At 54.2% G+C, this 26,493-nt stretch carries 15 protein-coding genes; 1 reads left to right on the top strand and 14 read right to left on the bottom strand.

What is annotated here, in order from left to right; all coding sequences use genetic code 11:
- Positions 1-5: 5 nt before the first annotated feature.
- The 14 genes from CLV60_RS01605 to CLV60_RS01540 form a co-directional block, all read right to left on the bottom strand.
- The gene (locus CLV60_RS01605) at positions 6-1,016 is read right to left on the bottom strand and encodes a GntR family transcriptional regulator (RefSeq protein ID WP_106593629.1); all 1,011 of its coding nucleotides are present in this window, start codon (positions 1,014-1,016) and stop codon (positions 6-8) included.
- An 80-nt stretch (positions 1,017-1,096) separates the two neighbouring features.
- On the bottom strand, positions 1,097-2,539 hold the full coding sequence (locus tag CLV60_RS01600; protein ID WP_106593628.1) for a hypothetical protein: 1,443 nt from the start codon (positions 2,537-2,539) through the stop codon (positions 1,097-1,099).
- A gap of 48 nt (positions 2,540-2,587) precedes the next feature.
- Positions 2,588-4,300 carry a RagB/SusD family nutrient uptake outer membrane protein gene (locus CLV60_RS01595; RefSeq protein WP_106593627.1) on the bottom strand — a complete coding sequence of 571 codons (1,713 nt, stop codon included), beginning with the start codon at positions 4,298-4,300 and terminating at the stop codon, positions 2,588-2,590.
- A 17-nt stretch (positions 4,301-4,317) separates the two neighbouring features.
- Entirely contained in the window at positions 4,318-7,371 is a 3,054-nt protein-coding gene (locus CLV60_RS01590) for a SusC/RagA family TonB-linked outer membrane protein (protein WP_106593626.1), read from the bottom strand.
- 350 nt (positions 7,372-7,721) lie between these two features.
- A complete protein-coding gene (bioA, locus tag CLV60_RS01585) occupies positions 7,722-8,996 on the bottom strand; it encodes an adenosylmethionine--8-amino-7-oxononanoate transaminase (RefSeq protein WP_106593625.1) in 1,275 nt (424 codons plus the stop codon).
- A gap of 3 nt (positions 8,997-8,999) precedes the next feature.
- Positions 9,000-9,638, bottom strand: a complete 639-nt coding sequence (gene bioD / locus CLV60_RS01580) for a dethiobiotin synthase (RefSeq protein ID WP_106593624.1) — start codon at positions 9,636-9,638, stop codon at positions 9,000-9,002.
- Positions 9,625-10,746: an aminotransferase class I/II-fold pyridoxal phosphate-dependent enzyme gene (locus CLV60_RS01575; RefSeq protein WP_106593623.1), complete on the bottom strand. Its 1,122-nt coding sequence runs from the start codon at positions 10,744-10,746 to the stop codon at positions 9,625-9,627. Before CLV60_RS01575 ends, bioD begins: the two co-directional genes overlap by 14 nt.
- Positions 10,739-11,347 (bottom strand): hypothetical protein, encoded by a 609-nt coding sequence (locus tag CLV60_RS01570; RefSeq protein ID WP_106593622.1) that lies wholly within the window; start codon positions 11,345-11,347, stop codon positions 10,739-10,741. The genes CLV60_RS01575 and CLV60_RS01570 overlap by 8 nt, the downstream gene beginning before the upstream one ends.
- 163 nt (positions 11,348-11,510) lie before the next feature.
- Positions 11,511-13,670, bottom strand: a complete 2,160-nt coding sequence (locus CLV60_RS01565) for an alpha-galactosidase (protein WP_106593621.1) — start codon at positions 13,668-13,670, stop codon at positions 11,511-11,513.
- A gap of 38 nt (positions 13,671-13,708) precedes the next feature.
- Positions 13,709-18,487 carry an alpha-N-acetylglucosaminidase TIM-barrel domain-containing protein gene (locus CLV60_RS34460; RefSeq protein ID WP_211302176.1) on the bottom strand — a complete coding sequence of 1,593 codons (4,779 nt, stop codon included), beginning with the start codon at positions 18,485-18,487 and terminating at the stop codon, positions 13,709-13,711.
- Between the two features lie 157 nt (positions 18,488-18,644).
- The gene (locus CLV60_RS01555) at positions 18,645-20,357 is read right to left on the bottom strand and encodes a RagB/SusD family nutrient uptake outer membrane protein (protein WP_211302175.1); all 1,713 of its coding nucleotides are present in this window, start codon (positions 20,355-20,357) and stop codon (positions 18,645-18,647) included.
- Between the two features lie 44 nt (positions 20,358-20,401).
- Entirely contained in the window at positions 20,402-23,833 is a 3,432-nt protein-coding gene (locus tag CLV60_RS01550; RefSeq protein ID WP_106593619.1) for a TonB-dependent receptor, read from the bottom strand.
- 209 nt (positions 23,834-24,042) lie between these two features.
- Positions 24,043-25,191: a FecR family protein gene (locus CLV60_RS01545; protein WP_106593618.1), complete on the bottom strand. Its 1,149-nt coding sequence runs from the start codon at positions 25,189-25,191 to the stop codon at positions 24,043-24,045.
- A 103-nt stretch (positions 25,192-25,294) separates the two neighbouring features.
- A complete protein-coding gene (locus CLV60_RS01540; RefSeq protein WP_106593617.1) occupies positions 25,295-25,891 on the bottom strand; it encodes an RNA polymerase sigma factor in 597 nt (198 codons plus the stop codon).
- A 169-nt stretch (positions 25,892-26,060) separates the two neighbouring features.
- Between CLV60_RS01540 and CLV60_RS01535 the strand changes: the two genes are divergently transcribed.
- On the top strand, positions 26,061-26,486 hold the full coding sequence (locus tag CLV60_RS01535) for an immunoglobulin domain-containing protein (protein WP_106593616.1): 426 nt from the start codon (positions 26,061-26,063) through the stop codon (positions 26,484-26,486).
- Positions 26,487-26,493: the final 7 nt, after the last annotated feature.

Genomic DNA, 26,493 nt, shown 5'->3' with positions numbered 1-26,493 from the left:
GAAGGTCACAAGGTTTTTCTGCGGATCAGTACATTGGGCAGGATTACCTGGATCTTCTGCTTTTGCATGATCGATTGCCCGGCAAGTTTGCCCATCAGCGCAAAGTCGGTCGAGTACGTGGTAATGTCGACAAACTCCTTGGCAGGCTCGTCGTTGACGGATAGCAAGCCGACATCGACACCCATGGTAAATTTTTTGCCTTTACATTCTTTCAGGATCGACCACATCGTGAAGTTGTCGAGCGTGAAATAGGCCTTCCCCTTCTCGACCGACCCCGGCACGAACTCACTGACGATCTGCCCCTTAATGGCATAATCATGCAAGAATCGCTTGAATGAGAACACGATTTCCTTCGGATCGAGGGATTTCGGAGAATGATAGAAAATGATCTCATCAAACTGCCGGATCTTGTCGGCCAGCGCTTCCAGCACCGCGTAGGTCGAGCGCTCGAACTCCTGCGCGATGTAGCTCACCTCGCCGTCGAGCTGTTCGAACCGGTCGAATATGAGGAGGTTGCTCCGGGGAATGGTTTCGAGGATTTCCTTCGTTTTGCGGTGCGGGATCGGCGCTACCACGTACATGCCGTATTTCCCTTTGATCTGGAACAGGGTACTTTCCAGGACATCAACACTGCCATGGTGGAAAAACACGTCCAGATGCACCTTTTGGCCTAGCTCCTTCCGGAAATTCCGGTAAAAAAGTTCTTCGAATGTATCGAGATTATACATGATCAGGGCCACTTTCATGAACTGGCTGGTCTGCGCGTTGGTCACGTAGTACCCGATCCTGTTTTTGGATTCAACCACTCCCCGGTCTACCAGTTCGCCGTACCCTTTGCGGATGGTTTCGCGGGAGAAGTTCAGTTCCTGGATCATCTGGTTCACCGACGGCAGCAAGTCGTTGGGTGAAACAATCTTCTGGTCAATCGCATTGATGATCCCTACGACGATCTGGTCGTGTTTGGAATAGGATGTTACTTCCCGCAATTCCTTTATTTTATCAAATATGCTCTCCATTCGGCGGTAATTACTTCGTAAAGCTAAAAACTTAAAACAACCCCTGCAACGCATGGCCGCAGGGGTTAGGACTGTAAAAACTACTGGATCCGGGCAGTGACCTCCTGACCGGCGGGCACCGTCACATCCAGGAACGACACCGTGCGCGATCCTTTCACGAGCATCTGGCTGGCCTTCCGTCTCTTCCCATTCACCATCATGAACGGATGCTTTCCAGCAAACATCACCCGCCATTGGACAGGAGCGGCCGACAGCCCGGCATTACGCAGCGAGGCCGTCTTTGCACTTTCGGTTACGGATATGGTACGCTGCAAAACCGGCAGGTTTTCAAGCGTATGCGTATCCGCAGCCCGGCCGTTGAACAGCGTCGTGATCCGGTTCACGCGCGCATCCGCGTCGATCCCCATAATGCCCTGCACCACGCCCTGTACGGCTCCATAGGAAACCTCGGGGTATTCACGGCGTTTGGTGGCCGGGTCCGTCAGGTGGAGAATCTGGCTGCGGATTTGCTCGGGATAGCCGTATTGCCCCAGTACATAAGGGAAATACGACTGGTTTTCCATATTCCAGTCACGCGCCAGGATCTGATCGATCGTTTTGCGGGTCCGCGTGGTATCCTTCAACACATCAAACCAAAGCAGAAAAGTCTCGCCCTCGGTATATCCGAATGCGCCTTTGGAAGAATAGTAGGTGAAATACTTATCCTCTTTATCGCTCCACCATTTGTTTTCGATATGCCGGCGGTATTGCTCGGCCTTTTGATCGAATGCGGATGCCTCAGTGGTTTTGCCTTCGAGGCGCAGCATATCGGCATAAGTTTGCATTCCCCGCGAAAGCGAGGCGATCAGGTCGACGCCCATTTTCAGGTCATGCACGCCTTCGGAATACGACGCAAGCCCGCGGCAACGGTGGAACGCGTCTTTGTCGTTGTAGCCCCCGTGCGCATTCGGGTGTAACGGGCGCGACAGCAGGGAATCCGGCTGCAACACCCAGCGCTCCACATATTCGCGGACCGATTTCCGGTGAAAATCAGCAAACTCGGGGCCATTGACATACCGCTTGTCGCCCGTCCACAAATAGAGCTTCCAGGCCGCCTGCATTACATCGAAGTTCGCATTGAGATTGTACCAGAACTCGTCGTCGTTCCGGTAATCTGCCGGCGCAGGCTTTCCCTCCTTGTTGATTTCCCAATAGGAGCACCAGTCCTTGCTATCGGAGATGTTTTTGGCAAAAAGGGAGAACATATTGGCGTTCGCTTTGCCCAGGCCCAACATTTCAGCGGCCATACTCTGGTGCGCCACATCACGCATGCAGAATGCGAAGCGAGAAGGCAATGCCGCCTCGTACCAATCTCCCACCGGATCGGCAGGACTACCCACATGGCTCAGCGCCATTTCCGCGGCCCGATCGAAAGCGGTTTGCAATGCGGCGTCCGTCGACCGGAACTTTAACGTTTCGCTTTGCGCCATTCCCTGTTGCTGAGCAGCCAGAAAGATGGAAGCAGCTGCGATGAATCTGATCATTCCTTTTGTTTTTGAATTAAAATACAATGTCTTTATAAATATCCTCAATCAATTATAATCGGGATTCTGGGTCAATGCCGGGTTCCGCTGCAACTCCGTCCGCGGAATCGGGTAGAAATAGAGCGCCGGGAGCCACGTCCGCTTCTGTACAGTGGCCGATTGATAGGTAAACGTGCCATCGGCCTGCTTGGTAATGATCACGCCCAGCGCATCCTTCGACCCTATCTCGGCCATACCCCACCGCCGGATGTCAAAATAGCGATGGCCTTCAAAGCAAAGTTCAATGCGGCGCTCCTGCCTGATCTTGTCCATTAATGCCGCGCCGGACGCATTCACCGGCGGCATACCTGCTTTTTGCGACCGCAGCTTGTTCAGGTAGGTAAGCGCTTCGCCGTCCTCGCCCAATGCCGCACAGGCTTCCATGTAGTTCAGGTAAATTTCCGACAGCCTGAAACCGACCCATTGCGAGGCAGCATAGTCCTGCTTCTGCCAGTCGACCGACTCGTCCACCATTTTACGGATCACATAGCGCGTCTTGGAGGCATTCCATGGAGAATACGGGCTCTGCGGTGAATCGTCCCCGCCTTCAAAAAACTGCGTGGTGCGGCCTTTGAACAGCTGGTTGTTGGCCAGGATCGTCGCATAAAAACGCGGATCACGGTTGGCATACGGGCTTTTCGCATGCACCGGGTTGGCCCAGCTGAATGCAGTCCCGTCGGCCATTTCGAAAGCATCGACCATTTGCTGGATCACATTATAGGCGCTGTAACCCTCATAACCATTCGGACTGAGGTCGCGGCTCACGGTATTGTACCGGTCGGCTCTCGCCAGTCCGCTGTAAACGCGGGCAAAGATCACCTCGGGATTGAAAAATTCCAGGTAAGTCTTGTTGTACGTCCCATTGGCTGCACTCCCATACAAGGCATAGGACGCGCCTTTGAAATCGATCACGGCTTTCGCCGCCTCCTTGGCTTGTTGCCAGCGCTTTTTATCGCCGGAGGTATTGAAATAGGGGCTCGCCGCGTACAGCAGCAATCTTGATTTGAGGGCCAGAACGGCGCCTGTCGTCGCGCGGCCTTTGTCGAGGTCGGCCGAATAGGCCGCGGGTAATAACTTTCCTGCCTGTTCGATGTCGGCGAGAATGAAGTCCTTGGTTTCCGTCCACGAAGCGCGCTTTTCATTAAAACCTGTGTCGTTGACATCGTACACCTTGGTGATCAGCGGCACGCCGCCGAATCGCTTCAACAATTCGAAATAGGCCAGCGCCCGCAGAAAATAAACCTCTCCGCGCATCGTCCGCACGGCTTGCGCATTGGAAACGGTGTCCAGCTGGCTTACGTTTTTCAGGAACACATTGCAATTGCGAACGGACGAATACAGATCGCCCCAGCGGTTCAGTGAAGAAGATGTCTGGTTGTCGGGCGTGGCTTCGCCTTGTACGTAGCTGTTTTCGTTGGTCCAGTTGAAGTTACCGTACAGCTCGTCGGTTTGCGCGCCCCAGCCGAAGCCGCCGTCTTTGTATGCCATCACCGTCTGATTGTAAATGCCGTTCACAAATACCTGTACGAGGTTCGGATCGGTCCATACGTCGGACTCCGAATAGGCATTCTGTGGTTTCAGGTCGAGCACGTCCTTGCAGGAGTTCATGACCAGCATGCCTGCCGCGATGGAAATGCCCGCAAGCAGTTTTCCCGACCAGCCGACCGCGCTTTTCGCAGCCTGAATGCCGGATTGGATTGTATGGTTGGTTTGTGGTTTCATCGGTTGAATGGTAAGGGTTAGAAGCTGATATTGGCGCCCAGGTTCACGACACGCTGCTGTGGATAGTAGTAGCCTGTGTTGTTCGGCATTTCAGGATCAAAAGAAGGCCCGAACTGGTCGATCGAGAACAGGTTGCTGCCATTGATATAGATCCTTGCGCTGTGCATTTTGGCCTTTTTCAGCAAAGCGGAAGGTACCGTGAAGCCCAGCTCCACATTTTTCAGCCGCACGAATGCCGCATTGCGCAGCCAGAAGTCCGAAGTAAGCGTGTTCACCCCTCTCGATGCGCCGGTAGGGCCATTGAAATTGCGTGGGAACTGGTTATCCCCCTCTTTCTGCCAGCGGCCGTCGAAAAACTCCCTGGCCATATTCAAACCCGCCGGTGCGAGGTAGGATTGCGCCATTGCCTGGCCCTGCACGAACACCGAAAGGTCCAGATTCCGCCATGAGAGACCCAGCGAGGTGCCGTAGATCAGCTGCGGCGTCCGCACGGACGATTTCCGTACCTGATCCAGGCCATTGATCGCGCCGTCGCCATTGATATCCTTATAACGGATGTCTCCGGGAGCCGTGTTGGCCGGGTGCGGGCTGGCGTCGATCTCTGCCTGGTTCTGGTACAGGCCGTCGGATTCATACACGAGCCACGAGTCGATCGGAATGTCGGTTTTGCGCTGGTAGGAAGGCACGCTTGCGGCCTCGTCCATGAAAATAACCTTGTTGCGGGCGAAAGTGAGGTTACCCCTGATATTGTACCCGAAGCTGTTCCCGATGGTGCCATTATAATAGGCTTCCAGTTCGATCCCGCGGTTCAGCACTTTGCCGAGGTTCTGATTAGGTAGGGTCAGGCCCGTGTACGCAGGCACGGACTCGCTGCGCGTGATAAGAATGCCCGTGCGCATGGAACGGAAATAGTCGATGGTAACGCCCAGCTTGCCTTTGAGAAACTGCGCGTCGAGCGCGACGTCGGTGGTGGTAGCTACTTCCCAGGTAATGTTTTTGTTGGGAGTCGGACCGGGCACGAGCGAGCTTACCTGCGAGGCAGCAGGCCCGAGCGAATAGCCGTAACCGGTTCCGAGGAGGTAGGTCTGAATGTAGTTGAATGCCGAAACAACGTCGTTACCGGTCTTACCCCACGAGCCGCGCAATTTCAGCTCTGTAATGCTTTTGGAATTGAAAAAATCCTCCTGCGAAATGCGCCATGCCGCCGAAACCGCCGGGAAAAAGCCGTAGCGTTTTCCTTCGGGAAAATTCTGCGAGCCGTCGTAGCGCATGTTGTAGTCGAACAGGTATTTATTCTTGAAACCATAGGAAGCGCGGGCGATGAAGTTGTTACGGCCCGTCTGCGCGGCAGTCGAGTTGTTCTGCTGGCCGATCAGGCTGCCTGCCGAAAGCTGGTCGAGCGAGTTGCTGAGGAAGTTCGACCGGAACGCGCTGATCTCGTCGGCATTGCCTTCGAAGCGTTCATACGCGGCAAAACCCTCCACGGAATGGTCACCAAACCGGTTGTTATAGCCCAGCCGGATGTTCATCAGGTTTTGTTTCAATGTACCCCGCACCTCCGACAAGCTCGGTTTAATGGCCGAGTTGATCTGCACGTATTTGCCGGTGGCCGCGTCGTAACGGAAAGCAGGCGGAGGTGTTTTGGTAAATGCTTTGTTCTTCGAGAAAGTGAGGTCATAAGCATAATACCCATCCAAAAACACCCCGTCGACCAGCTTGGACAAATCCCATTTGAAATAGGTCTTGGTCTGCAAATAGTCGTTGGTATTCCGGTTGTAGCCGGCCTCGCCGCTGGTGACATACACCATGCTGTTATTGGGCCCACCGCCGATACCCGGCCCCACAAGCCCGTTCGGATAAATAGGGACGAGGTACGGATAAGCAAGCCACAACTCCCGGAATATCGCCCCGGCATTGTAGTTGCCGACCGCCGAATTGCGGAACTCGTTGCGGTACAGCACATCCACCCCGATTTTCAGGTTGTCGGTCACGGCCATATCCACGTTGGCGCGTGCCTGGGCCTGCTTGTAATAAGCCGCATCCTTTTTGTAAATACCATCCTGTTTCTGGTACTGGCCGGAAAGGAAGTAGGTAACCTTGTCCGTACCGCCGCGCAGGGAAATAACCTGGTTGTGCTGCAATGCCTGTTTTTTCATGGTCGCATCCCACCAGTCGGTTCTGGGGAACGAGAGCGGATCGGAGCCGTCGCGGAACTTCTGCAGGGAGGCGTCGGGCCAGGTCGGGTTCTGGCCGATCATCCGGTCGTACTCGTTGGTAGCCAATGCGTATTCGTAGGAACCCAGCATTTGCGGCACGCGCGTCGCCTGCGTGAGCGACCAGTTGGTACCGATGGACAACACCGGTTTGCCGGCCTGCCCGCGCTTGGTCGTGATGAGGATCACCCCATTGGCCGAGCGGGCCCCGTAAATCGCCGCGGTAGCATCCTTGATCACGGTAAACGACTCGATATCGGCGGGGTTTAACCGCGCAAAGCCGCCCGAACGGTCGGGAATACCGTCGATCACGACGAGCGCGCCCGTACTGCCGAGCGTAGCCTTGCCGCGGACGAATATCTCCGCGTTGTCGTTGCCCGGCTCGCCACTCCTCGTGTTGGCGATCAGGCCCGGTACGCGGCCGGCGATGGAGTTGGTGAGGTTGCTCGCGGGCGATTTTTCGAGCTCGGCACCTTTAATCGTCGATACCGATCCGGTGAGGTCCGCGCGGGTTTTGGTCCCGTAGCCTACCACCACCACTTCGTCGAGCGCTTTGGTGTCGGCTTCGAGCAGCACATCGAGCTTGCTTTGCTTGCCAACCTGAATTTCACGGGGAATATAACCTATGTAAGAAAAAACGAGAACCGCATCGGCAGAAGGCACATTGATCGTAAAATGTCCTTCCGCATTGGTGGACGTGCCGCCATTGGCACCCTTGATGATCACACTCACACCGACGAGCGGGCCGGACGCGTCCGTTACCCGGCCCGAAACCGGTACCTGGGCCCTGACCGCCAGCGCGCTGAAAAACAGCGCCACGGCCAGCAGCAGTGGAGAAAAGCGGGTAGAAAAAATCATGTTAAAAAGGGTTATAAAGTGAAACACGAGCTATCCCGGGCCAGCCTCCGGATGCCGCCCGACACAATCACATTGTTTAATTTTTTATCAAAAGAACACAATTTTATTCTAACCTATACTATTCTATACTATTTTAAATATAAATATTTTTTCCAGAAATACCAAAAGCGGCCGTGCTGCTATTTTAGGCCAAATAGCTATTAATAAGTATCATTCAGACACTTTAAAGCAGTTTTGAATAAGAAACGGAAACAACTATACTATTCTATACTTTTTATTGAATATACACGTCGGGTTACTACGAAAGTAACCCGACGTGATGGCGAAGCGCCGATGTTGTGAAGCAAGAATCAGGATAAGACTTCGATGATCGAATCGTAGACATATTGCAAATCTTCGTCACTGATGCAATAAGGAGGAACCAGATACAGCACATTTCCAAGCGGGCGAAGCAGAACGCCCTTTTGGAGTAAAGCCTCGAAAACAGGCTTGCATTGATTTCGGAAATAGGCATCCTTTCCATTGTCGCCGATATTCATGGCCAGGATCGTACCCTGCTGGCGAACGGCATGTATGGTGGCGTGCGTGGCTATACGTGCGCGGAATGCTTCATGCTGCTTGCAGATCCTGGCAATGGCCGCCTGCGTTTCCGCGCTTTTGAGCAGATCCATACTGGCCAGCGCCGCCCGGCATGCCAGCGGGTTGGCCGTAAAGGAATGGCCATGAAACAATGTACCGTAAACATTATCCGTAGAAAATGCCTGATGAACCGCCCCGGTGCAGGTGGTAACGCCCAAAGGCATGGTACCGCCCGTGAGTCCTTTGGAGAGGCACATGATATCGGGTTTTTCGGTTAAATGGTCGGCCGCGAACATCCGCCCCGTCCGGCCGAAACCAACAAATATTTCGTCCTGAACGAGCAGAATATGCCTGGACCGGCAGTAGCGCATCAGGGTATCGAGCTGAGAAGCCTCGTACATCAGCATTCCGCCAGCCCCCAGTACCAATGGTTCGTACACAAAACAGGCGACCTCGTCGGCATGCTGGTCGACGAATGCCTGGATTTCGGGCAGGTTTTCTGCCGTGGGCAGATCAATGTGGATTACATCGAAGAGCAGTTCGGCGAAGGGCTCCGTCCAGCCGCTGCGGCCGCTAACGGCCATCGCCCCGAAAGTATCGCCGTGGTAACCTTGCCGGAATGCGAGGATTTTAGTTTTCTTTTCACCCCGGTTGTAGGCGTATTGTAAAGCCATTTTCAAGGCCACTTCCACGGCCGTGGAGCCGTTATCCGAATAAAACACCTTCTCCTGATTCTCCGGCAGGACCGCCAGCAGTGCCTCCGAAAGCGCTACGGCCGACGGATGCGTGAAGCCCGCAAAAATGACGTGTTCCAGCGTGCGCAACTGCTCGTACACCTGCTCCGCGATGTACGGATGTGCATGCCCGTGCAAATTCACCCACCACGACGAGATGGCGTCAATATAGCGTTTGCCGTTTTCATCATATAAATAGGCCCCTTCTCCTCGGAGGATGGCCACAGCTTCACCGGCCGTCTTGATCGGCGTAAAAGGGTGCCAGTTCACGGCACTGTCGCGCTGCGCCCAGGTAAGATTTTGCGTGTTCATTTTTTAAACGGGATTACCATGCTCCCTGCGCAGGCGGCGGGCGGCACGGGCAATGCTTGGTGGATTTAATGTTTTGAAGTCCGGGATATCGAGTACCGTCGCCTGGATATCCGGGTACGAAAGAATGACGCGTCGCGTATCCTCGTCAAACGGCCCGTTGAAAATCAGGTACTTTAACGGAATAGACCGCTGTTTGAGCGCCTGAATCGATAGCAAAGTATGATTGATACAACCCAGGTAGTTCCGCGCGACCAATGCGACCGGCACGCCGAGGCTTTCGACCCAGTCTATCACACAAAACTGCTCATTGATAGGCACATACAACCCGCCCGCACCTTCGATAATAAGATGATTTTGTGTTTCGGGAGGGACCAGATCGCCGGCCGCAATGCACCGTTGCTCTTTCCGCGCGGCTTTGTGCGGTGATGCGGCCAATTTGAGGCGAACGGCCTCCGGGTGCGTTACAATATCGGGACCCGTCAGGCCGGAAACCGTTTTCCGGTCGGAGTGACTTAGTGTACCCGCTTGCACGGGTTTCCAGTAGTCGGCCTGGTACCATTCCGTCAGAACGGCGGAGCAGACTGTTTTCCCCACATCCGTTCCGATCCCGGTGACGAACAAGGTAGTCCTATTCGGTGTCATAAAGCTGTTTTAGCAAGTCGGTAAGTTGTTGGATTTCCGCATGGGTGTTGAATGCATGCAGGCTCACACGCAAGCGTTCGGAGCCGGCTTTCACGGTAGGAGGCCGTACCGCAAATGCAAAAAGCGATCGGGCCTCGAGGAATTCCTTAGCCGCCGCCAGCCTGGCAACGCCAGAAAACGGTATGGCCTGAATCGGGCTCCCTGCGCCGGAAAGTGTTGGTAGTCCGGCTGCGGAAAAGTGACGGATCCGGCCTTGCAGATCGTCGCGCAGGTGCGGATTCATTTTCAGGAAAGTATAATTGTTCCTGATGGTCGCCGCAAACAAATCCGGCAGGGCGGTGGTATAAATGAATGGAGCTGCGAAGTTGATGAGGTAGTCGATCACGGTGCCGCGCGACAATATGGCTGCCCCGTGTGCACCCATTGCCTTTCCATACGTGACCACGGTCGCGAATACCCGCTCCTGCAAGCGCGCGTCGCACACGAGCCCGTGCCCGAAAACGCCCATGGCATGTGCTTCATCGACAATCAATGAAGCCCCGTAACGCTCTGCCAGCACCACCAGGTCGTGGAGGGGTGCGAAATCACCTTCCATCGAGTACAGGCTTTCGACTGCGATCCAGCATTTCCCCTTTGTTTTGGCAAGGCGGCTTTCCAGATGGTCCAGGTCATTGTGCCGAAACCGCAATTTACCGGCAAACGAAAGGCGGCAACCGTCGAGCACCGAGCGGTGAACAAACTCATCGAGCAGGATGGTATCATTCCGTTTCGGGAGGCAGGAAAACAAAGCCATATTGGCCATATACCCCGACGGAAACAGCAGCGCCCGTTCGGTTTGATGCTCGGCCGCGATAAAATCCTCGACCGATAATGTTAACGCCGAGTTGCCGCTCACCAGCCGCGACCCGGTACCCCCGCGCAGCCATTGCGGGTTGTCGTGCAGGGAAGCCAGAAGCATTTCGTGGCACGCATCATTGGCTGCCAGTCCCAGGTAATCATTGGAATAAAAATCGGTACCCGGCTGTCTCGTTCGCAATTTCCGGAGAATACCCTGCTCCTGCCGGTCGGTAAGGGCCTGCGAGAGGTCTGCCAGCACGTTGTCATGCATCGGCGAGCTCGCTTTCCAGGCAGCTCAGCCACCGGTTAAACAGCCCTTCCTCCATTTTTTGCAATATTTCGGCATGAGTCTGCCAATCTTCCGAAAACTGACTCAGCTGCGAAGTCATTTCTTCCAAATGCCCCTCCTCTTCCGCGATAATCGACTTGACGGTCACGCTATGCGACGCGGCCGAAAGTGCCCGCTGGTAAACCGGGTACAGTTCATCGGCCCTTACTTCAATGAGATAGGTCACAAACAGGTAAGCCGCATATCGCAGCTGTGAGCCCTTTAAACCGAACACTCTTTTGATATACCTGCTGCATTGAATGTCCAGCATAGCGAGGTATTGCCGGGTAGATACCGCAGCAAACAGGTAAGGCTCCGAATAGTCCGGGCAGGCCTCCGGCGCCAGTTTTGAAATCTGTTTCTTTAAAATATAAGCATGCCTGTGTTCCTCTGCGGCATGTTTCAATTGAATGATTTCCACCGCAGTCCGGTGCTCGCAGGCCGATATCTTCCGCGCACCTGCGTTTTCCAGGTAGGACAATGTGTTCAGCCAGCGGGCATGCAACCGGTCGTGCTGTACGATTCGTTGGATCAGGTTATACATAGCGCATTTTTTCTGCCAAAAGTATATCCCGACCGGACGCCCCGGGTGTGCCGGTTTTGATTTTGGAGGTAGTCCGGAGCCGTTCCAAACAAAAAGGGACAAACCCGCACAACCGGCAGATTTGTCCCTTTCATTTGATGCGCCGTTACCGGCCGTTGTCTTCCTACTCGACTACGAGCCAGGTGTATCCCTCCGCGGGAATCTCCACTTTGTAGTCGACGTCGTAGTTGCGGCCTACCTTGTACGATTGCGCCGCCCCCTCCTTCACACGAATTTTCACGGCTTGATCCTTACCCGTATAATACACCGGCAGTTTCACATTGCGAACGACCTTCTCCCCGGTCGGATTGTACAGCATCACCAGCCCTTTCACCGGCAACTCCGGGTTCACGTGCATGATCCCGTCCCAATCGCGGCCATCGGCACGGCGGAGGTGGATAATGTCGGAATTGAGGATATCGCGGTACTTTTTATACCAGCTCACCACATTGCTCACGGTCTTTTTCGTCTCGTCGGTATCGTACAGGCGCGGGCCCCGGTAGCAGGCCTGAACACCCGCACCGTAGTATTGCATCATCAGCTGCTCGTATGCATCGAGGTGTTCGGAAAGCGGTTCGAGCACGGCTTCCGGCCCGCCGCCCTGGTATTTGGTGAGCGGCACAAAGCCCCATACCATCGAAGGTGTCTCGTTCCAGGTCGCATCGAAGATATTCTGGCGGTTGAGGATCTTCTGCTGCTCACGCGGGAGCGAGAAGTTCACCTCCCGGTAGCCCAGGGCCACTTTGTTGGTCCCATCGAGGAAATACCAATCGGGCGCATTGACATATATCCCGTTTTCGGCACACCAGTGGTAAAGGCCCTTTTGGAGCGCCATTTGCTTCCATTGCGAATCAGCCAGGCCTTCGTGGCCGGGGTGCGAGGTCGACGCGCATACGTCGCCCGGGTAGGGACCGTCGTTTTCAAAAATATTGAAACCGGTGTAGCTCATGAATTTTTTCAGCTTATCCAGATAAGCCAACCCCCATTTGCTGCCAAGGCAGGGCGCATTGCCAAAGAAAGCACCGCCGGTTTTGCCTGTTTTAGGATTAATCACATCGTCCTCTTCGCTGATCTTCCGGGAACTGAAAAGCGAGTAGCTGCCGATCAACACCTTTTTGCTGTGAGCATAATCGGCCAGATCCTTCCATTTTTTGAGGTTTTCGGGTGAAATATCCTCCATATTACAATGGCTTCCGAAACTGAGGATCAATGCCTCGTAGCCGGTAGCCGCACATTGGTCGATCGCGGTGCGTACCTGCTCGTCGTTTTTACTCACGAGGTGCATGAAAATCGGGTTGACGGTCGTCCACGGAGCGATAGTCCGGTACATTTTGCGCACCGCCATTCCCTTGCGTTCACGGTCGTAGCTATCCATGAGCAGCTCGTACGTGCGGATCGATTCCAGGTTTTCACCCGCTTTCAGGCGCGTTCCCACCGGTACTTTCGGATGCACTTCGAGGAGGCAGGGGGTCTGGTAGTCGTAATTCACCTGCGAAGTGTAGGCTTTATCAACCTTCCAGTGCGTCGCCTGGTCGCTGAGGCCGTAGCGCATGGCGTTGTTGAATGCAAAGTTGTTTTCAATGTATAAACCATTCGGCTTGGCCATTTCTTCCGGCTTGCCCACTACGGCACTCTCCTCTTCCGTCACGGCCAGTATCTCGTTCACTACCTGGTCGATGGTCACGTCGCTCTTGCTTTTGTTTTCGATCGTAACCCATTTGGAAACCAGCGGGATACCGTCGAAGATCGCGTAATGCACGTACACCTCCACGCCCGCAAGCGCGGGCAGCGACGAGCCGAAGCGGAATGTCACCTCGCTTCCGGTCGCGTCTTTCTTGCTTCCAGCCCACATCGCAGTCTTCCACTGCAGGTAAGGCTGTATTTTCGAGACTTTATGGTCGATATAATGAAAGGCGCTGTCCGACACTTTCAGTTGATCCAGCCATTGGGGCAGCAGGTATGCATTCTCCTTCTGACCATACAAACCGCCCACATTGTAGGCGACGCCGTTCAGCACGACCCTCGCCTCGGGCTTCACGGCGCGAAGCAACTGCTGGCCGTTGGTGAGGTTCTTGTACTCGACGCACGCCAGATCCGGTTTGAGACGGAACGCCCTTCTCACGAGGCCATTGGACAGCACGATGTCGCGGCCGTCCGCGGATTGATCAATGTGCGCCTTGGCGGCTGCCGGCTTGATGAGCCAGTCGCCGACAGCCGTCGGATCGGCCGTTTGCCCCTGGGCGGTAAAACTAAGCAGGCCAAGTGCTAAAAAGAGGTATTTCATAAAAGGTAATTGGGAATTGATTAAGGGTATTTAAAAGATTATTTCGAATAGACTTCCGCGGCAACAGGCCCCCATTTCTTGAAAAGCCGCCCGACCACCCCGATCTCATCGCCTTGCGGTTGAGCGGCCAGCGTAAGGTCATGCTTATCGCCCCAATCCGCTTCCCAGCGCGAGATCATCTTGTAAAAATCATTGGCCTCATTGGCAGGGCGTTTGAAACGGTGGTTGATATTCTCTTCCTTATAGCGGGTACCTGCTGCTTTTTCAAGTTCATTTTTCAAAAATACAATAAACATTTCCCAACGCGGCTTATAAAACGTACGCACCAGACCGTTCCATTGGCGCGCCGAGTAGTCGTACTGGATCGCCTGCGGATGGTAAGGCCCCCAGATCGTAACCAGGCTGCGGGCATTCTTTTCATAAAGATCCTTTTCCGCTTCCGTAACCCCAATGGCCCGGGCATCCGCGATCCATTTACCCAGCAGAAAATCCTGGCGCGTACCCAGCAGCGCGTCGAAATCGTCCAGCAAATCAAGGAACCGGCGGCTTTCGAGCTCAAATGCGGCCTTATCGCCATCCGTATAAGCCTTTGCCAGCCTGCGTTGCAGCGGAATCGCCAGGTCGGCCATCGACTGGCGCATCAGGTCCACGAGGTCGTACCGGTACGTCTCCGTCTTTTGAATCGAAGCAGATGCCTGCTGTAATAGACCGACGGCCGGCCAGAGGCTATGAAACGGGTAATTCTTCTCGGAATTCAATGCACCGTTGGGAGAAGCGCCGTTCACGGTCAATGCCGGCCTCGCGCAAATGGCCGATTCCCGGAAGGTTTCGACGCCGTGTTTGCCGTAAACCGTATGCAGCAGCGTGTCCCAGCAGGCGCTCACGGGCGCATCGGCGGAACCATAGCGGGCCACGAGATAGCTGGCCAGCCATTGTTTCGTGTCGGGCTGCTGGCGGTGCCAGGCCATTTCGGAGGCTGCTTCGTAAATAACCGGGTTATGCTCGCTGGCTTCCGGAAACATGCCGATGCCCGCCAATGCGCGGGTTTGGCTTTTTTGCTGCAACAGGTTAGGGAAACGCGCCAATACCGCATCCAGATCGCCGCCCATGGCGCTGTTCCCGCCAAAGTTATGGATAATGCCGGCTACCCAGGGCCGCCCCCAGAATGCGCCGCTGTTCTTCCATTTAGCCGAATTCAGGTCGAGCATCAATATCCTGTCCGCCGGAATCGCTTCCACAATGGGCTTGCGCATGCTCCAAGTCTGCATCGCGATCACGGCCTTGGGATCAACCGCCGTGGTGGTTTCAAAAATCTGCTTTCCTACTGCCGCCAGATAGGCCGTGTCCTTCCGCGGCGGCTCGCCTTCATGGAAAGGATCGGCAGCATACAGGTGATCGGTGCCGAAAAGCCGGGTTTGCTCTTCGAGAAACGTTTGGGTCATTTGGGCAAACAACGGGTCGGTCGGGTCCAGCTGGGCAGTACCGGGGCCGACGTGAAACCATACCGATTTTTTAACAATGCTCGCCTGCGGCTGCTTTTCGATGAGTTTCAATGGAACATACCCCGTGAACCCCTGCAAGATCGGCGTCATACCCAGAGAGCGCTCACGTTCGAGGATTTTTTGCCCGAGGGTAATGCTCCGGTCGATCCAGTTTTGCGGCAAGGGGCCGAAGATGCTTTCGATGTTGGTCATCCATTGCCAGGCCGCGTACGCCGGGCCTACGAGGAAGCTCCGGATTTCGTCGTCGCTCATTCCGTACTGCCGGAGCATATTTTGCCAAACCGCCTCCTGACCGGTGATAGCCAGCGGGAGGTTGATCCCGTGCATGGCCATCCAGTCGATCTCCCGCTCCCATCGCGCCCAGTCCCACCAGGTCATGGTGTAGTTGAAGGTGCAATAATTGAGGTAGGCCCGGTGGTTGTAGGGCGTCTGCTTTCTCAATTTCTCCTTCACAGCAGGCAATTTCTCCGGCAAACGGAGGTTATCGCCATTCCAGGAGAGCTGGCAATGCGCGAAATATTTCAGGTACCAGTTCAATGCCGAAGCCACCGAAACGGCATTGCTTCCGCGCAGCATTACCTTGTTTTGAATGCTCTCTATCTCAAAAACATCTTTTCCATTCTCTTTGGCAATGATTTCAACCAGAAACTGCCCCGCATGGGATGGTACCACGCGTTTCAGCAATGCTTCGGCGGCGTTCTTCTGGTTTCCAGCCGATGAAATGCCTTCCGCACTGAATAGCCGTACGGTTTCGCGGCGGGCACCGTTGGTGATCGGCCAGAGTAAGTTATTGCCCGTCAGTTTGGAAGCTGGCGCCTGCAATGTCCGACGTTCGGCTAGCAGATGGCTTTCAAATCCCGCATTGCGTCCATAGGAAATGGTAATGCGCTTGCCTTTGTATGGCCGCAGATCGAATGCCTGCATGGTCCACGGCCGGGCTTTTTCGCTGATCATCCCCGCTTTGGCATAGCTGGCAAACTTGTTGATGACCGATTTCGAGCTCCTTGCCGGCGATACCGCCACGCCATTTATTTTTATGGAAGGTACGTCCGGGTAACCGATCAGCAGCAGATCACAGCGGTCGGCAATATCGGCGGGTACGGTCAATGCGGTTTCTGTTTCGCCGGTGGGTTTGTTGGTGTTATTCCAAACAATCCGGCCTGCTGGTGCAGCCGCTTTTCCCGGCTTGCCTTTCTGAAATGAAAATGCCATGGTAGCATAGCCCGGCAGCTCTACGACGATCTTCCCGCCCGACTGAAATGCGGTGGGGTAAGTATCCTGGTACGGGAACAGGACGGTAGCGGCATAGCTTTCACCCCTTTTTTGATAAGACCCGGTTTGTTCGTCGAAAGGGATCACGAGTTTCTGTGTAGCAGCGCCGGGGTTACGGGCCACAAGAATGCCCTCATCGTCGTGCCAGCCCATATAGCCGTAAGCGTGCCCTTCGTCGGGGCGGCCACCCACGTACACGGTATTGTTGAGTATTTCGCGGTTTTCCTTTGCCCAGTTGTCGACGGTGCAAAGTGCTTTCCATTCCTCAGGTTTCAGGGCGGAGGGGGTAATGTACCATTCTTTCAGCAAGGTACCCCGGCCGTAATGCATCAGCACGTGTTCCAGCCAGTCCTGCAAACCATCCTCCTTGCTTTCCATCCGGCCGTCGGAGCTTTTGATAATCCCGTGGGTCATGAGGCGGGAAATGGGCACGAGCGGGCGGTCGGTGGCCTTGCCCCACATGCGCCAGATGAATGTATCGCGGTCGGTGGTAGCCATGGCGCGCGTGGAGATTTCGGGCCAGTTCCCGTTGGTACCGTCGTCACCGGCGAGCATCCACAGGTAATCGCTGTACATGAGCCACCAGGGCGAAAACCAGACCCAGTTAGTGAGGTTTTGCAAAATATCCGGCTTCACTTTCCGGGTAGCGAGCAGCACTTCAATGGCCGCATCCAGGTTGGCCTCGTGCCCATGCCTGTCCGTGGCCGGGTGTCCGTTGCCTACGCCGGTGTCGCTGAGCTGGTTGAAATCATGCTTGTAGTAAACCGCTCCCGTTTCCTTCACGATAAACGGCACCTGCCGCAACAGTTCGCGTTTGTAGGCGGGAGACGAGAGGCTGTAATACCGCCCGAATTGCTTGAAATAGGAATTAGGAGTAGCCTCGTGGTACCCGTTCCGGATTCCCCAGTCGATGTCATTGACATAGCCATTCAACGACAGCCAGAAACCGAAATCTACGCCTTCCTTCCGGAGGTTACCGGTGAGGTTTTTAACGTCTGTCCAGCCATTCGGAAAGAACTTCGGCAATGGCTGCCATACCGATTTCCGGTCCTGCCAGCCATTATCGACCACCATGGCGTCGAGTTTCACGCCGTAAGGCTCTGTGGCAGTGCGGAATTCCTTGTAAATATCGACCAGCGCCTGGCCGCTCAGGTCTTTGGCGCGCGGTTCGAACCAGTTGTTATAATGCAGGAACGACCGCGGCGCTTTCCACACCGTAGCCAGGTATTGCATGAATGCATGCCGAACGGAAGCGCCGGCCTCCGCCAATCCGCAGACGGCCGTTTTACTTTGAATACTAAATTTGACCGAATCGGTGGTCACTGCGTTGCCCGGGAAGTGCATCAGCCTCACCATGCCCGCCTTTGCCGCAGGCTCGATATCCCTCCCTTCGAGGTCGATGAAACTGTAATTCCCGACTTTCTCATAATGCCTCGCATAATCGGCCGGTGTATTGCCATCGGTGTGGCGGCTATACCCGCCCGGATATTCGAGGCCGGTAAACCATTTGTCCCCGATAAAAACGGGTTCTCCCCTGCCCCCTCCGGTAGCGGACTTTTCGGTTACGAAGCGCTCCACTTCCAGGCGGTCGACTGCGGCTGGATCGCCCACAGCAGGCAATCCGTTCGCTGCACCCGCATATTCCAGTACCAGGGTTTTACGAATGTGCGCTTGCTCATTAATGGCAAAATAGGTCACCAGCAGTTTTACAGGTACACCCGGCTTGCCTGCAATCGCCGGTTTCGGCCGGTAGGAAATCCTTACAAAACTGGTATCAGCCGAACGCGAAGGAACAGGCTGCCCCTCCGCGACAAAATCGTTCACCGTAAATCCTTCGCGCGCTTGCATAGGAAGGATGTGAAACTCGTCGCTCCGGACGGTCAATGCGGTTTTACCGGAAGCATCCGCAAAACGCGTCGTACGCCAGACCTGCCCGTCGTAGGACAGCACGCGTTGTATCTTGTCATTTCGAATAACCAGCTCCTGCCCGAAGGACAATGTGGTCACGCAAAGGAATATTCCTGCGAGGATTCCTCTTATCATGGATTCAGGAAATGTGGGTAAAAAAAGTTTGTACTTTATTGTCAGCCTGAGCGGAGTCGAAGGCATTTGCGCGATGCAAAAGATGTTTCGACCACCCGGCGGCCCAGACCGCTCAGGCTGACAGCTTAGTCGCATTTGATACGACTTCCATTAAACCTTACATACCTTCCAGCGGGTCGAAAGTGCCGTCGCCCCAGCCTTTGGTTTGTTTCAGATTGACATTTCCCTGAATGGTAGCCGTGTTCAGCGGCAGGAAATACATATTTTCGTTATAAACCATCGGTGCATTGTCGCGGTCGTAGAGCGTGTAGGTAAATCCGCCCGGTTTCGAAGCGTCGGTATTGAGGATCATCGCGTGGCGTTTGTCCTTGCCCGTCATTTTGAGGTGCATTAGCCGCCATCTGCGCAAATCCCAAAGCCTTTTCTGCTCGAATGCAAATTCGATGTAACGCTCGTCCTGGATCGCCTGGCGCATTTCAGCTTGCGTCATGGCGGGGTTCAGGCCGTAGACTTTCCCGGCCAGGGAAGCGTCGCCCGGAGTCGTTTCATTAATGCCCGCACGCTTGCGGATCTGTTTGAGCACGTCGAAGGCCTCCGGCAGCTTGTTGAGCTCCATGGCCGCTTCGGCGTAGTTCATCAGCACTTCGGCATAACGCATATCAATGTAATCCGTTCCCGAAATCTGCGAGTTGGTAATGTCCAGCGACTCGTCGATCGCCTTTCTGGAATAGTAGCCGGTGAGGGTACCGTTCTGCTTACCATAGGAATAGCCGTTACCCGAAGCATCCGCATTCAGCTCCATGGTTTTACCCAAATAGGACACGCCATTGTAAACCACCGTCGCGTAGAAGCGGTTATCGCGGTTCTGCCAGCTTTTGGTCACGTCCCCTGCATATTGCGGATCATTCCAGGCCGTCTTTTTGCCGCTTTTCAACGGAAATGCATCCACAAGCTCCTGCGTAGGATGGCAACCACCGGTGGCATTGGCCGTGAAATCGATCGGCCGCACGGCCGCGTCGCGGTTCTGCGTGCGCCCGGCGGGGTTCAGGTAGCGAATCGCGAAAATCACTTCCTTATTCATTTCGGCCAGGAACAATGCTGCATTGCTGTACGTGTCGATCAACCCCACACCTTTGGAAGAAAGGTAGGTCAATGCTTCCCTATTGGCATCGTAGGCCGCCTGCCAGTGCGCCGGGTTGCTGGTCGGATTGAACTGCGGGCTGGCACGGAAAAGCAGCACACGCCCTTTCATAGCCAACGCCGCTCCCTTGGTAACACGGCCCAAATCAGCCGCCGGATAGGATTCCGGCAATTCACCGGCCGCGGTATTCAGTTCGGAGAGCACGAAATCGAAGCATTCCTTCGTCGAGTTTCGCGACACACGCAAGTCGTCGTCGCGCTCCTGCGCGGTGGTGACGAGCGGCACACCGCCATAGCGCTTGATCATTTCAAAATAAACGAATGCCCGGATAAACCGTACTTGGCCTTTCAGCGTGGTCTTGGTTGCCTGGTCAATCGTACTGGTCGGCTTATCGATCTCCTGCAAGAAGAGGTTCATTTTGCGGATGTCGGCATAGGGCCAGTAGCCTGGCCTGCCGGGATCCAGGACATTATCGATAGTGGTCACACCCGAAATCCATGGATTACTGCGCGAAGCCTCGTCCGTCGCATCGGCCAGCGTGACGTCCCAGGACGGCACCGACAGGTAAACATTATTGACAAATGCCGTCGCCAGCACAGGATCTTTCCATACGTCCTGCTCGGTAATAGCCGACAAGTTCTTTTTATCCAGCACATCCTCGCAGGACATTAGTCCCACGGATGATGCCAGCATGATCGCGCACAGGTATTGATATGTTCTATTTCTCATTTTTATCTAAATCTTGGATCAATTGAAATAACCTGTCCGCCGGATCAGAACCTGAGGGACAAACCTGCATTGTAACTTTTCATGATCGGGTACTGGTACACGCCGTAGTTCCCTTCGATGGCCTCGGGATCGGAGACTTTAATTTTATCGAGCGTCACTAAGTTAGCACCGGATACATATATACGTAACGCCCCGATACCCAGCTTGTTGGTCAAAGCCTTCGGCAGCGAGTAGCCGATCTCGATGTTTTTCAACCGGATGTAATTGCCATTCATGAGCCAGAACGAGGATGGTGCCCTGCTGGCGCCGTAGCTGCTCGCTCCGATGCCGCCCACACGCGGGTATTTGGCATCCGGGTTTTCGGGAGACCAGGAATCCGTCCATATTTTCAGTACCGCCTGCTCATCCCACAGGTCGTTCCGGTTCGGGAATATCAGCTTGCGATTGGCAACACCCTGCACCAGCACATTCAGGTCAAAACCCTTCCAGCGACCGCCTGTGGTGATACCATACATGATTTCGGGCGTCACACCTTGCCGCGACAGCACGACCATATCTTTCGAATCGATGGTACCGTCGCCGTTTTTGTCTTTCAGGATCACGTCACCGAGTGACCATTCGTAGGTGCCCCATTTAGGCAGGTTTTCCAGGTCCTTCTGGGTGCGGGCAATACCCGCCGCCTCGTAACCCGACAAAAAGCCTATCGGACGGCCCGTCGGGATCTGATAGTCGAATGCGCCGGCGGCGTAATCCTGCTGCTTCACTTTGTTGCGGGCAAAACTAAAATTACCGCCCAGGAAGTATTGCAAGCCGTTTTTGAGGGTATTGTCGTGGCGTGCCACGATTTCGATCCCCTGGTTGCTCACGATGCCGTAATTTTCTTTGGGAAGCGTCGCACCAAATGTGTTAGGGATTGAAATAACCCGGGCTCCCAGGATATCGTAGGTATACTTTCTGAAATAATCCAGCTCGAAGCTCAGCAAACCTCTCCACAGCGAGCCTTCGAGACCGATGTCGGTAATGCGCGTTTTCTCCCAGGTAATGTTGTAGTTAGGCAGCGCACCCGGAGCAATACCCGAGGTGGCCGAACCGAACACTGCACCGCTTGCCACGGAGAAAATACTCTGGTAACCATATTCTGCCACCGCTGTGCCCCCGTCGTTCCCCAGCAAACCATAGGAAGCCCGCAGTTTCAGGTTGTCGATATTTTTGAAATTGTTCTTGACAAACGATTCCTCCGACAACCGCCAGCCGGCCGATACCGACGGGAAGAAACCCCAGCGGCCTTCCGGCGCGAATTTCAGCGATGCGTCCGAGCGGAAGTTGGCCTCGAACAAGTATTTTTCATTGTACGAATACGTCACACGGCCGATGTAGCCCAACCTGCCGGTCTCGGTGGCATTACCCGTGGCACTTTGATTCTCGCTGGCGGCATTACCAATAAAGAGCTGCTCGATTGTGGGCGTAAGCAGCTTGTTGCGCATCCCGTAGAGATAATTTCCGGTACCTTCCGACTGCTCGTACATACCCATGATGGTCAGGAAGTGCTTTTCGTTGAAAGTCTTCTCGTACTGCAATCCCGCATTGAGCTGATAGGAATTTGCTTCGTTGAAAGAGGCAAACGCGCTGTTCTCCCAGTCGCCGAGCAATAGGCTGTTGGTCACCTCTTCGGTCAGCAGGTGGTTGTGCCCGCCAGTGGTTTTGAACTCGGAAACCGGGTATTTCTTACGTACCGTCTTATCGTATTCGTAGTATTTGCGGTAGTTGAAAGAAACGTTCGCTTTCAAGCCATCGACGTGTGGAATGGCGTAATCCAGTTTCAGGATACCGTTGAAAGTATTTTTCCGGATGCTTCTGTAACCGGCATTGTCGATCAGCCCGATGGGGTTCCATTGCTGGAATGCGCGGACGTACTTATCCCCGATTTTCCACGGCATGAACGACGGTTTGTTCAGTAACCCGCGATAAAGGTCGTACATCCGGTCGTCGTCGCCGCCGTCATAAGGCCAGTAGGGCCGGTCGCGCTTTTGCAGGCTGGCATCGATCATGAGCGCCATATTCAGGCCCTTCGCGATTTTGGCATCCACGTTCGAGCGCAGGTTGAAACGGTCGTATTTGAGGTTTTTGAACCCGCCGTCCTGGAAATTATAGCCGAGGCTGGAAAAATACTTTACCTTATCGCTACCACCCGAAACACTCAGGTTATGCTGCGTAAAAACAGGATCCTGCCAGGCGCCTTTGAACCAGTCGTAGTTGACGTTGTTGTTCTTGAAATAATCGATTTCGTCCTGGGTATAGTACGAAGGGTCGGTGATGGGCCTGTTGTTGAACCGGGCCACGTTATTGCGGTACAACGCGTGCTCGTACGCATTCATCCGCTCGGGGACCTTGCTCGGCGTTTCCTTACCCACATACGCGCTGTACGTGAACGTGGGCGCGTCCGTGGTGCCGCGTTTGGTGGTCACAAGGATTACCCCGTTCGCGGAGCGCGCGCCGTAAACCGCTGCCGACGTGGCATCCTTCAATACCGAGATGGTCTCGATTTCCGTGGGACTAAGCGCCTCGAAATCACCCGGCGTGCGGACAATCCCGTCGATCACATAAATGGGGTCTGTGGAATTGAATGTGCTTTTACCCCGGATGATGAGCGTGCTCCCCGAGCCTGGGGCGCCGCTTTTCTGGGTCGCGAACAAGCCTGCTACGCGGCCGGCCAATGCATTGGTAATGTTGGCAGTAGGCACATTCTTGATGGCTTCGGACGATACTGTGCTCACGGCACCGGTCATGGAAACCTTCTTCTGGGCACCATATCCTACCACGACCACTTCATTCAGCGCGCTGGCCAGGGGTTCGAGTTTAACATCCAGGTAAGCCCTGCCCCCGATCTGTACTTCTTTCGATACAAATCCTACAAAACTGAACACCAGAATACCCTCTCCGCCCTGCACATCGAGGGAAAACTCCCCGTCGGCATTGGTGAGCGTACCATTGGTAGTGCCTTTGAGCAAAATACTGACGCCCGGAAGCGGCACGCCTATTTCATCCACCACCTTTCCTTTCACCGGCGCGAGGTTGATCATCGGCGACTCGTGCACTTCTATCTTTACGGGCGCGGGCGCGGCAGGCGTTTTCGAGAGAATAATATGCTTCCCGCTGAGCTCATACCGGATATTCATCGGCTCGAAAAGCTTGTCGAGCAAATACCCGAGGGGCGCATTGGTCACTTTCAGCGTTACCACCTGCTGCGACTGGCCAATCTGCGGTGTGTAGGAAAACCGGACATCGGCAATCCTTTCCAGTTCTTTCAGGGCGGGTCGGAGCTTTACCTCGGTCAGGTTCAGGCTCACCCGACGACTCAACAGCTCCTGCGCCGACAGATCGTTAGCCCAGGAAACCCCCATAAACACAAACGCCAGTAACGCCTGAACCAACGATATTTTCATACATTGGAATAGTAAATGTCTTGCTTGTTTCATACTTTTGAATGAGTTGTTCGTTTGGAAAATTCGGACAATAGCAGTCCTTACAACCTCTCCGGGATGCTAAGGATGATTACAGGCCAATGATGGAGCAAGCATCATTGGCCGTGTTGCTTAAGAAGTATGGGGATGTAGCTATGTTATCATACAGATGAGGGCGTTTGGTGAAAAGGTTGAGGATCAGGTCAAGTCAAATATATATAGCGTTATGGTTTACATCCGGCGGTGGTGATTACCACCTGGGCGTCGATGATCTCGTAAGACGCCCCGATGGTCTTGCAAACCACATCGAGCTTTTCCGGCAGGCTTTCGTCCGAAAATGCAGCTGAAAACTGGCAATTGGCCAATAGCTCAGGGTTGTAGACGACATTCACTCCGTATGCTTTTTTGATATCTTCAAAAAACCGGACTGCAAAGCCGTCCTCGTATTCGAATTTGGGCAGCGACTTTACATCGGGCAGCGAAACGGGGTTTTCGACCAGTCTCTTGTCGAAAAGCTCCGCTTTCCGGTCGAACACCACCAGCTGGTTGGGGAGCAACAGAACGGCCGATTGCTTCGGTGCGACATCTGCCCCATTATTCCTCACATTGTTCTGATATACAGTAACCTTACCATTCAGAACCTTCACTGTCACATCCGAGCCATCGTCGAACGCCACAACTTCGAATTTGGTGCCCAACACCTTGGTGACGATCTCGTTCGCATAGACGAAGAACGGCTTGCCGGCGTTCGGGACCACATCCAGCGTAGCTTTGCCGGAAAGGTATACGCTGCGGTTCTCCTGGTTATAGGCTGCCGTAAAACTGACCTCGCTTTGCGGCGCCAGCATGACGGACGAGCTGTCGGGCAAGTAGTAAAGCTCAGGCTCTGCCGAATTGTTGATATGCCGGGTTACTTTGGAAGTGCTTTCCAATGCGGAAATGGTTTCCGCGTAATGCGCCTTGCCGGAGGTTTTGGGCCGCCAAACCATATAACCCGCGGCTACCACCGCCAGTGCGACAACCGCCGCGGCCATCCGGTACCAAGCGGTCTGCCGGAGCGGTTTCACTGGCGCCTCGTGCGTGCGGATATCGTGCGTACCTGCGTCGTATGCTTCTGTGGTGCGCATGATGCGGTCGAGCAGCCGTGCTTCTTCTTCCTCGGACAGATACGTTCTGGAATAGCTCGTCAGCCCGAGCAATACTGCATTGAGCAGTTCCTCGGCTTGTTGCCATTCCGTGTTTTTGTGTGGGTAATGCAGGAGATATTCTTCCCAAAACACCGTTGATTCCGCCGAGGGAGCCAGATGGTGTCTCAGAAAGCGATCGTCCGCGACGAAGTCTACCGTTCCAAAATGTTCGTATGTGCTGTCCACTGTAAGATTGTTTTACAGTTAGATAACACAACCTTCATTTTCATACTCGGCAGGGTGAATAAATTTTTAAAAAAATTTTAAAACTACCGGTAGTTACAAAATATTATTTCCAAATAAGGCCGTATTGAAAAAGGAAAAGTGCTGCCAGAAGCCAGCCGCGTAGTTTTTCCATCGCCCGAAACACGAGGTTATGCGCCGACTGGGTATTGACTTCCAGCACCTGCCCGATCTCCTGGTAATCCATGTTTTCGACAAAGCGGAGCCTGATCGCCTCCTGCTGGCGCGGCGGAAGCTGGCCGATAAGGCGGGTGAGCAATTCCTCCCGGCTCGCCGATTCCTCCTTTTGCGTAAGGATATCTTCGGCCGAAGATTCGAACCACAAATCTTCGAAATGCTCCTGCGAGACAAACATATGCGGGCGCTCCTGCCGTTTCAGCAAATGCAATATCCTGTTTTTCAATGCTACAAATAGGTACGAGCGGATATTGTCGGGAACGCTCAGGCGGTCGCGCTTGATCCAGATTTCTGCAAAGACGTCGTGAATGCAGTCGAGGACGAATTCCTCCGAAATGGATACGAGACTCATCCCATAGCGGTACATGGCCTTCACGTGCAATCCGTAGATCGCCGCATAGGCCTCCTTATTCCCCGTGAGGAGTTCTTTCCACTGTGTTACTTCATCTGTGGGTGCGCCAGCCATTACCTGGATGTTTTTTCACAGGTAAAGTGAAAGAGAAAAATTTTTAAATACAAAAAAATCTCACGATTTGAGGAAATGCCCTTCTCCCCGACCACGGCACGATTTTTGTACAAAATTTGTTCGCGCCAATCCCCGTAAGCGCATTTAATCACTTTTACCTCAGACACTTATGAAAAAGCTATGCATTTTGCTCGTGAGTATCAGTTTTCTCATGCCGACCGTCGGCGTGTGTCAGATCGCGCAGGGCCTTTTGGTGTCCGCCGCGGAAGAAAGGCCCGTCAAAGGAGATGCAGGATATTTTTTCGCTTTGAGGCAGGTGCCGCTGTCTGAGAAACACTACATTTTCCTGGCCGACCCGCTGAAAAGGGCTGTTTATGTGGATGGCGGTAAAAGCATTATCCTGAGCCACACCATGACAGTCCGCAGCGCCAAAGGTTTCGACATGTACTTTTCGGCTACGGATTACAACCTCATTCTGGCGGTGAAGGAAGCCAAGGAAATCGTGGAAGGGACCACCGGCTACCGGGGCACGCTGTCGATCCGGCACGGTTCCGAAAAACACAAACTGGCCGTTCATGGTTTTCAGAACCGCTGATTCAATA

Origin of the sequence: Dyadobacter jiangsuensis (assembly GCF_003014695.1) — a bacterium.
In the GTDB taxonomy this organism is placed as follows: Bacteria; Bacteroidota; Bacteroidia; order Cytophagales; family Spirosomataceae; genus Dyadobacter; species Dyadobacter jiangsuensis.
Note: the sequence above shows the minus strand (reverse complement) of the source record. Positions and strands in the feature narration are given on the sequence as shown.

Bases quoted from the DNA above. Each gene is read 5' to 3' on its own strand.
- CLV60_RS01605 (WP_106593629.1), bottom strand. From the start codon at position 1,016: ATGGAGAGCATATTTGATAAAATAAAGGAATTGCGGGAAGTAACATCC.
- CLV60_RS01600 (WP_106593628.1), bottom strand. From the start codon at position 2,539: ATGATCAGATTCATCGCAGCTGCTTCCATCTTTCTGGCTGCTCAGCAA.
- CLV60_RS01595 (WP_106593627.1), bottom strand. From the start codon at position 4,300: ATGAAACCACAAACCAACCATACAATCCAATCCGGCATTCAGGCTGCG.
- CLV60_RS01590 (WP_106593626.1), bottom strand. From the start codon at position 7,371: ATGATTTTTTCTACCCGCTTTTCTCCACTGCTGCTGGCCGTGGCGCTG.
- bioA (WP_106593625.1), bottom strand. From the start codon at position 8,996: ATGAACACGCAAAATCTTACCTGGGCGCAGCGCGACAGTGCCGTGAAC.
- bioD (WP_106593624.1), bottom strand. From the start codon at position 9,638: ATGACACCGAATAGGACTACCTTGTTCGTCACCGGGATCGGAACGGAT.
- CLV60_RS01575 (WP_106593623.1), bottom strand. From the start codon at position 10,746: ATGCATGACAACGTGCTGGCAGACCTCTCGCAGGCCCTTACCGACCGG.
- CLV60_RS01570 (WP_106593622.1), bottom strand. From the start codon at position 11,347: ATGTATAACCTGATCCAACGAATCGTACAGCACGACCGGTTGCATGCC.
- CLV60_RS01565 (WP_106593621.1), bottom strand. From the start codon at position 13,670: ATGAAATACCTCTTTTTAGCACTTGGCCTGCTTAGTTTTACCGCCCAG.
- CLV60_RS34460 (WP_211302176.1), bottom strand. From the start codon at position 18,487: ATGATAAGAGGAATCCTCGCAGGAATATTCCTTTGCGTGACCACATTG.
- CLV60_RS01555 (WP_211302175.1), bottom strand. From the start codon at position 20,357: ATGAGAAATAGAACATATCAATACCTGTGCGCGATCATGCTGGCATCA.
- CLV60_RS01550 (WP_106593619.1), bottom strand. From the start codon at position 23,833: ATGAAACAAGCAAGACATTTACTATTCCAATGTATGAAAATATCGTTG.
- CLV60_RS01540 (WP_106593617.1), bottom strand. From the start codon at position 25,891: ATGGCTGGCGCACCCACAGATGAAGTAACACAGTGGAAAGAACTCCTC.
- CLV60_RS01535 (WP_106593616.1), top strand. From the start codon at position 26,061: ATGAAAAAGCTATGCATTTTGCTCGTGAGTATCAGTTTTCTCATGCCG.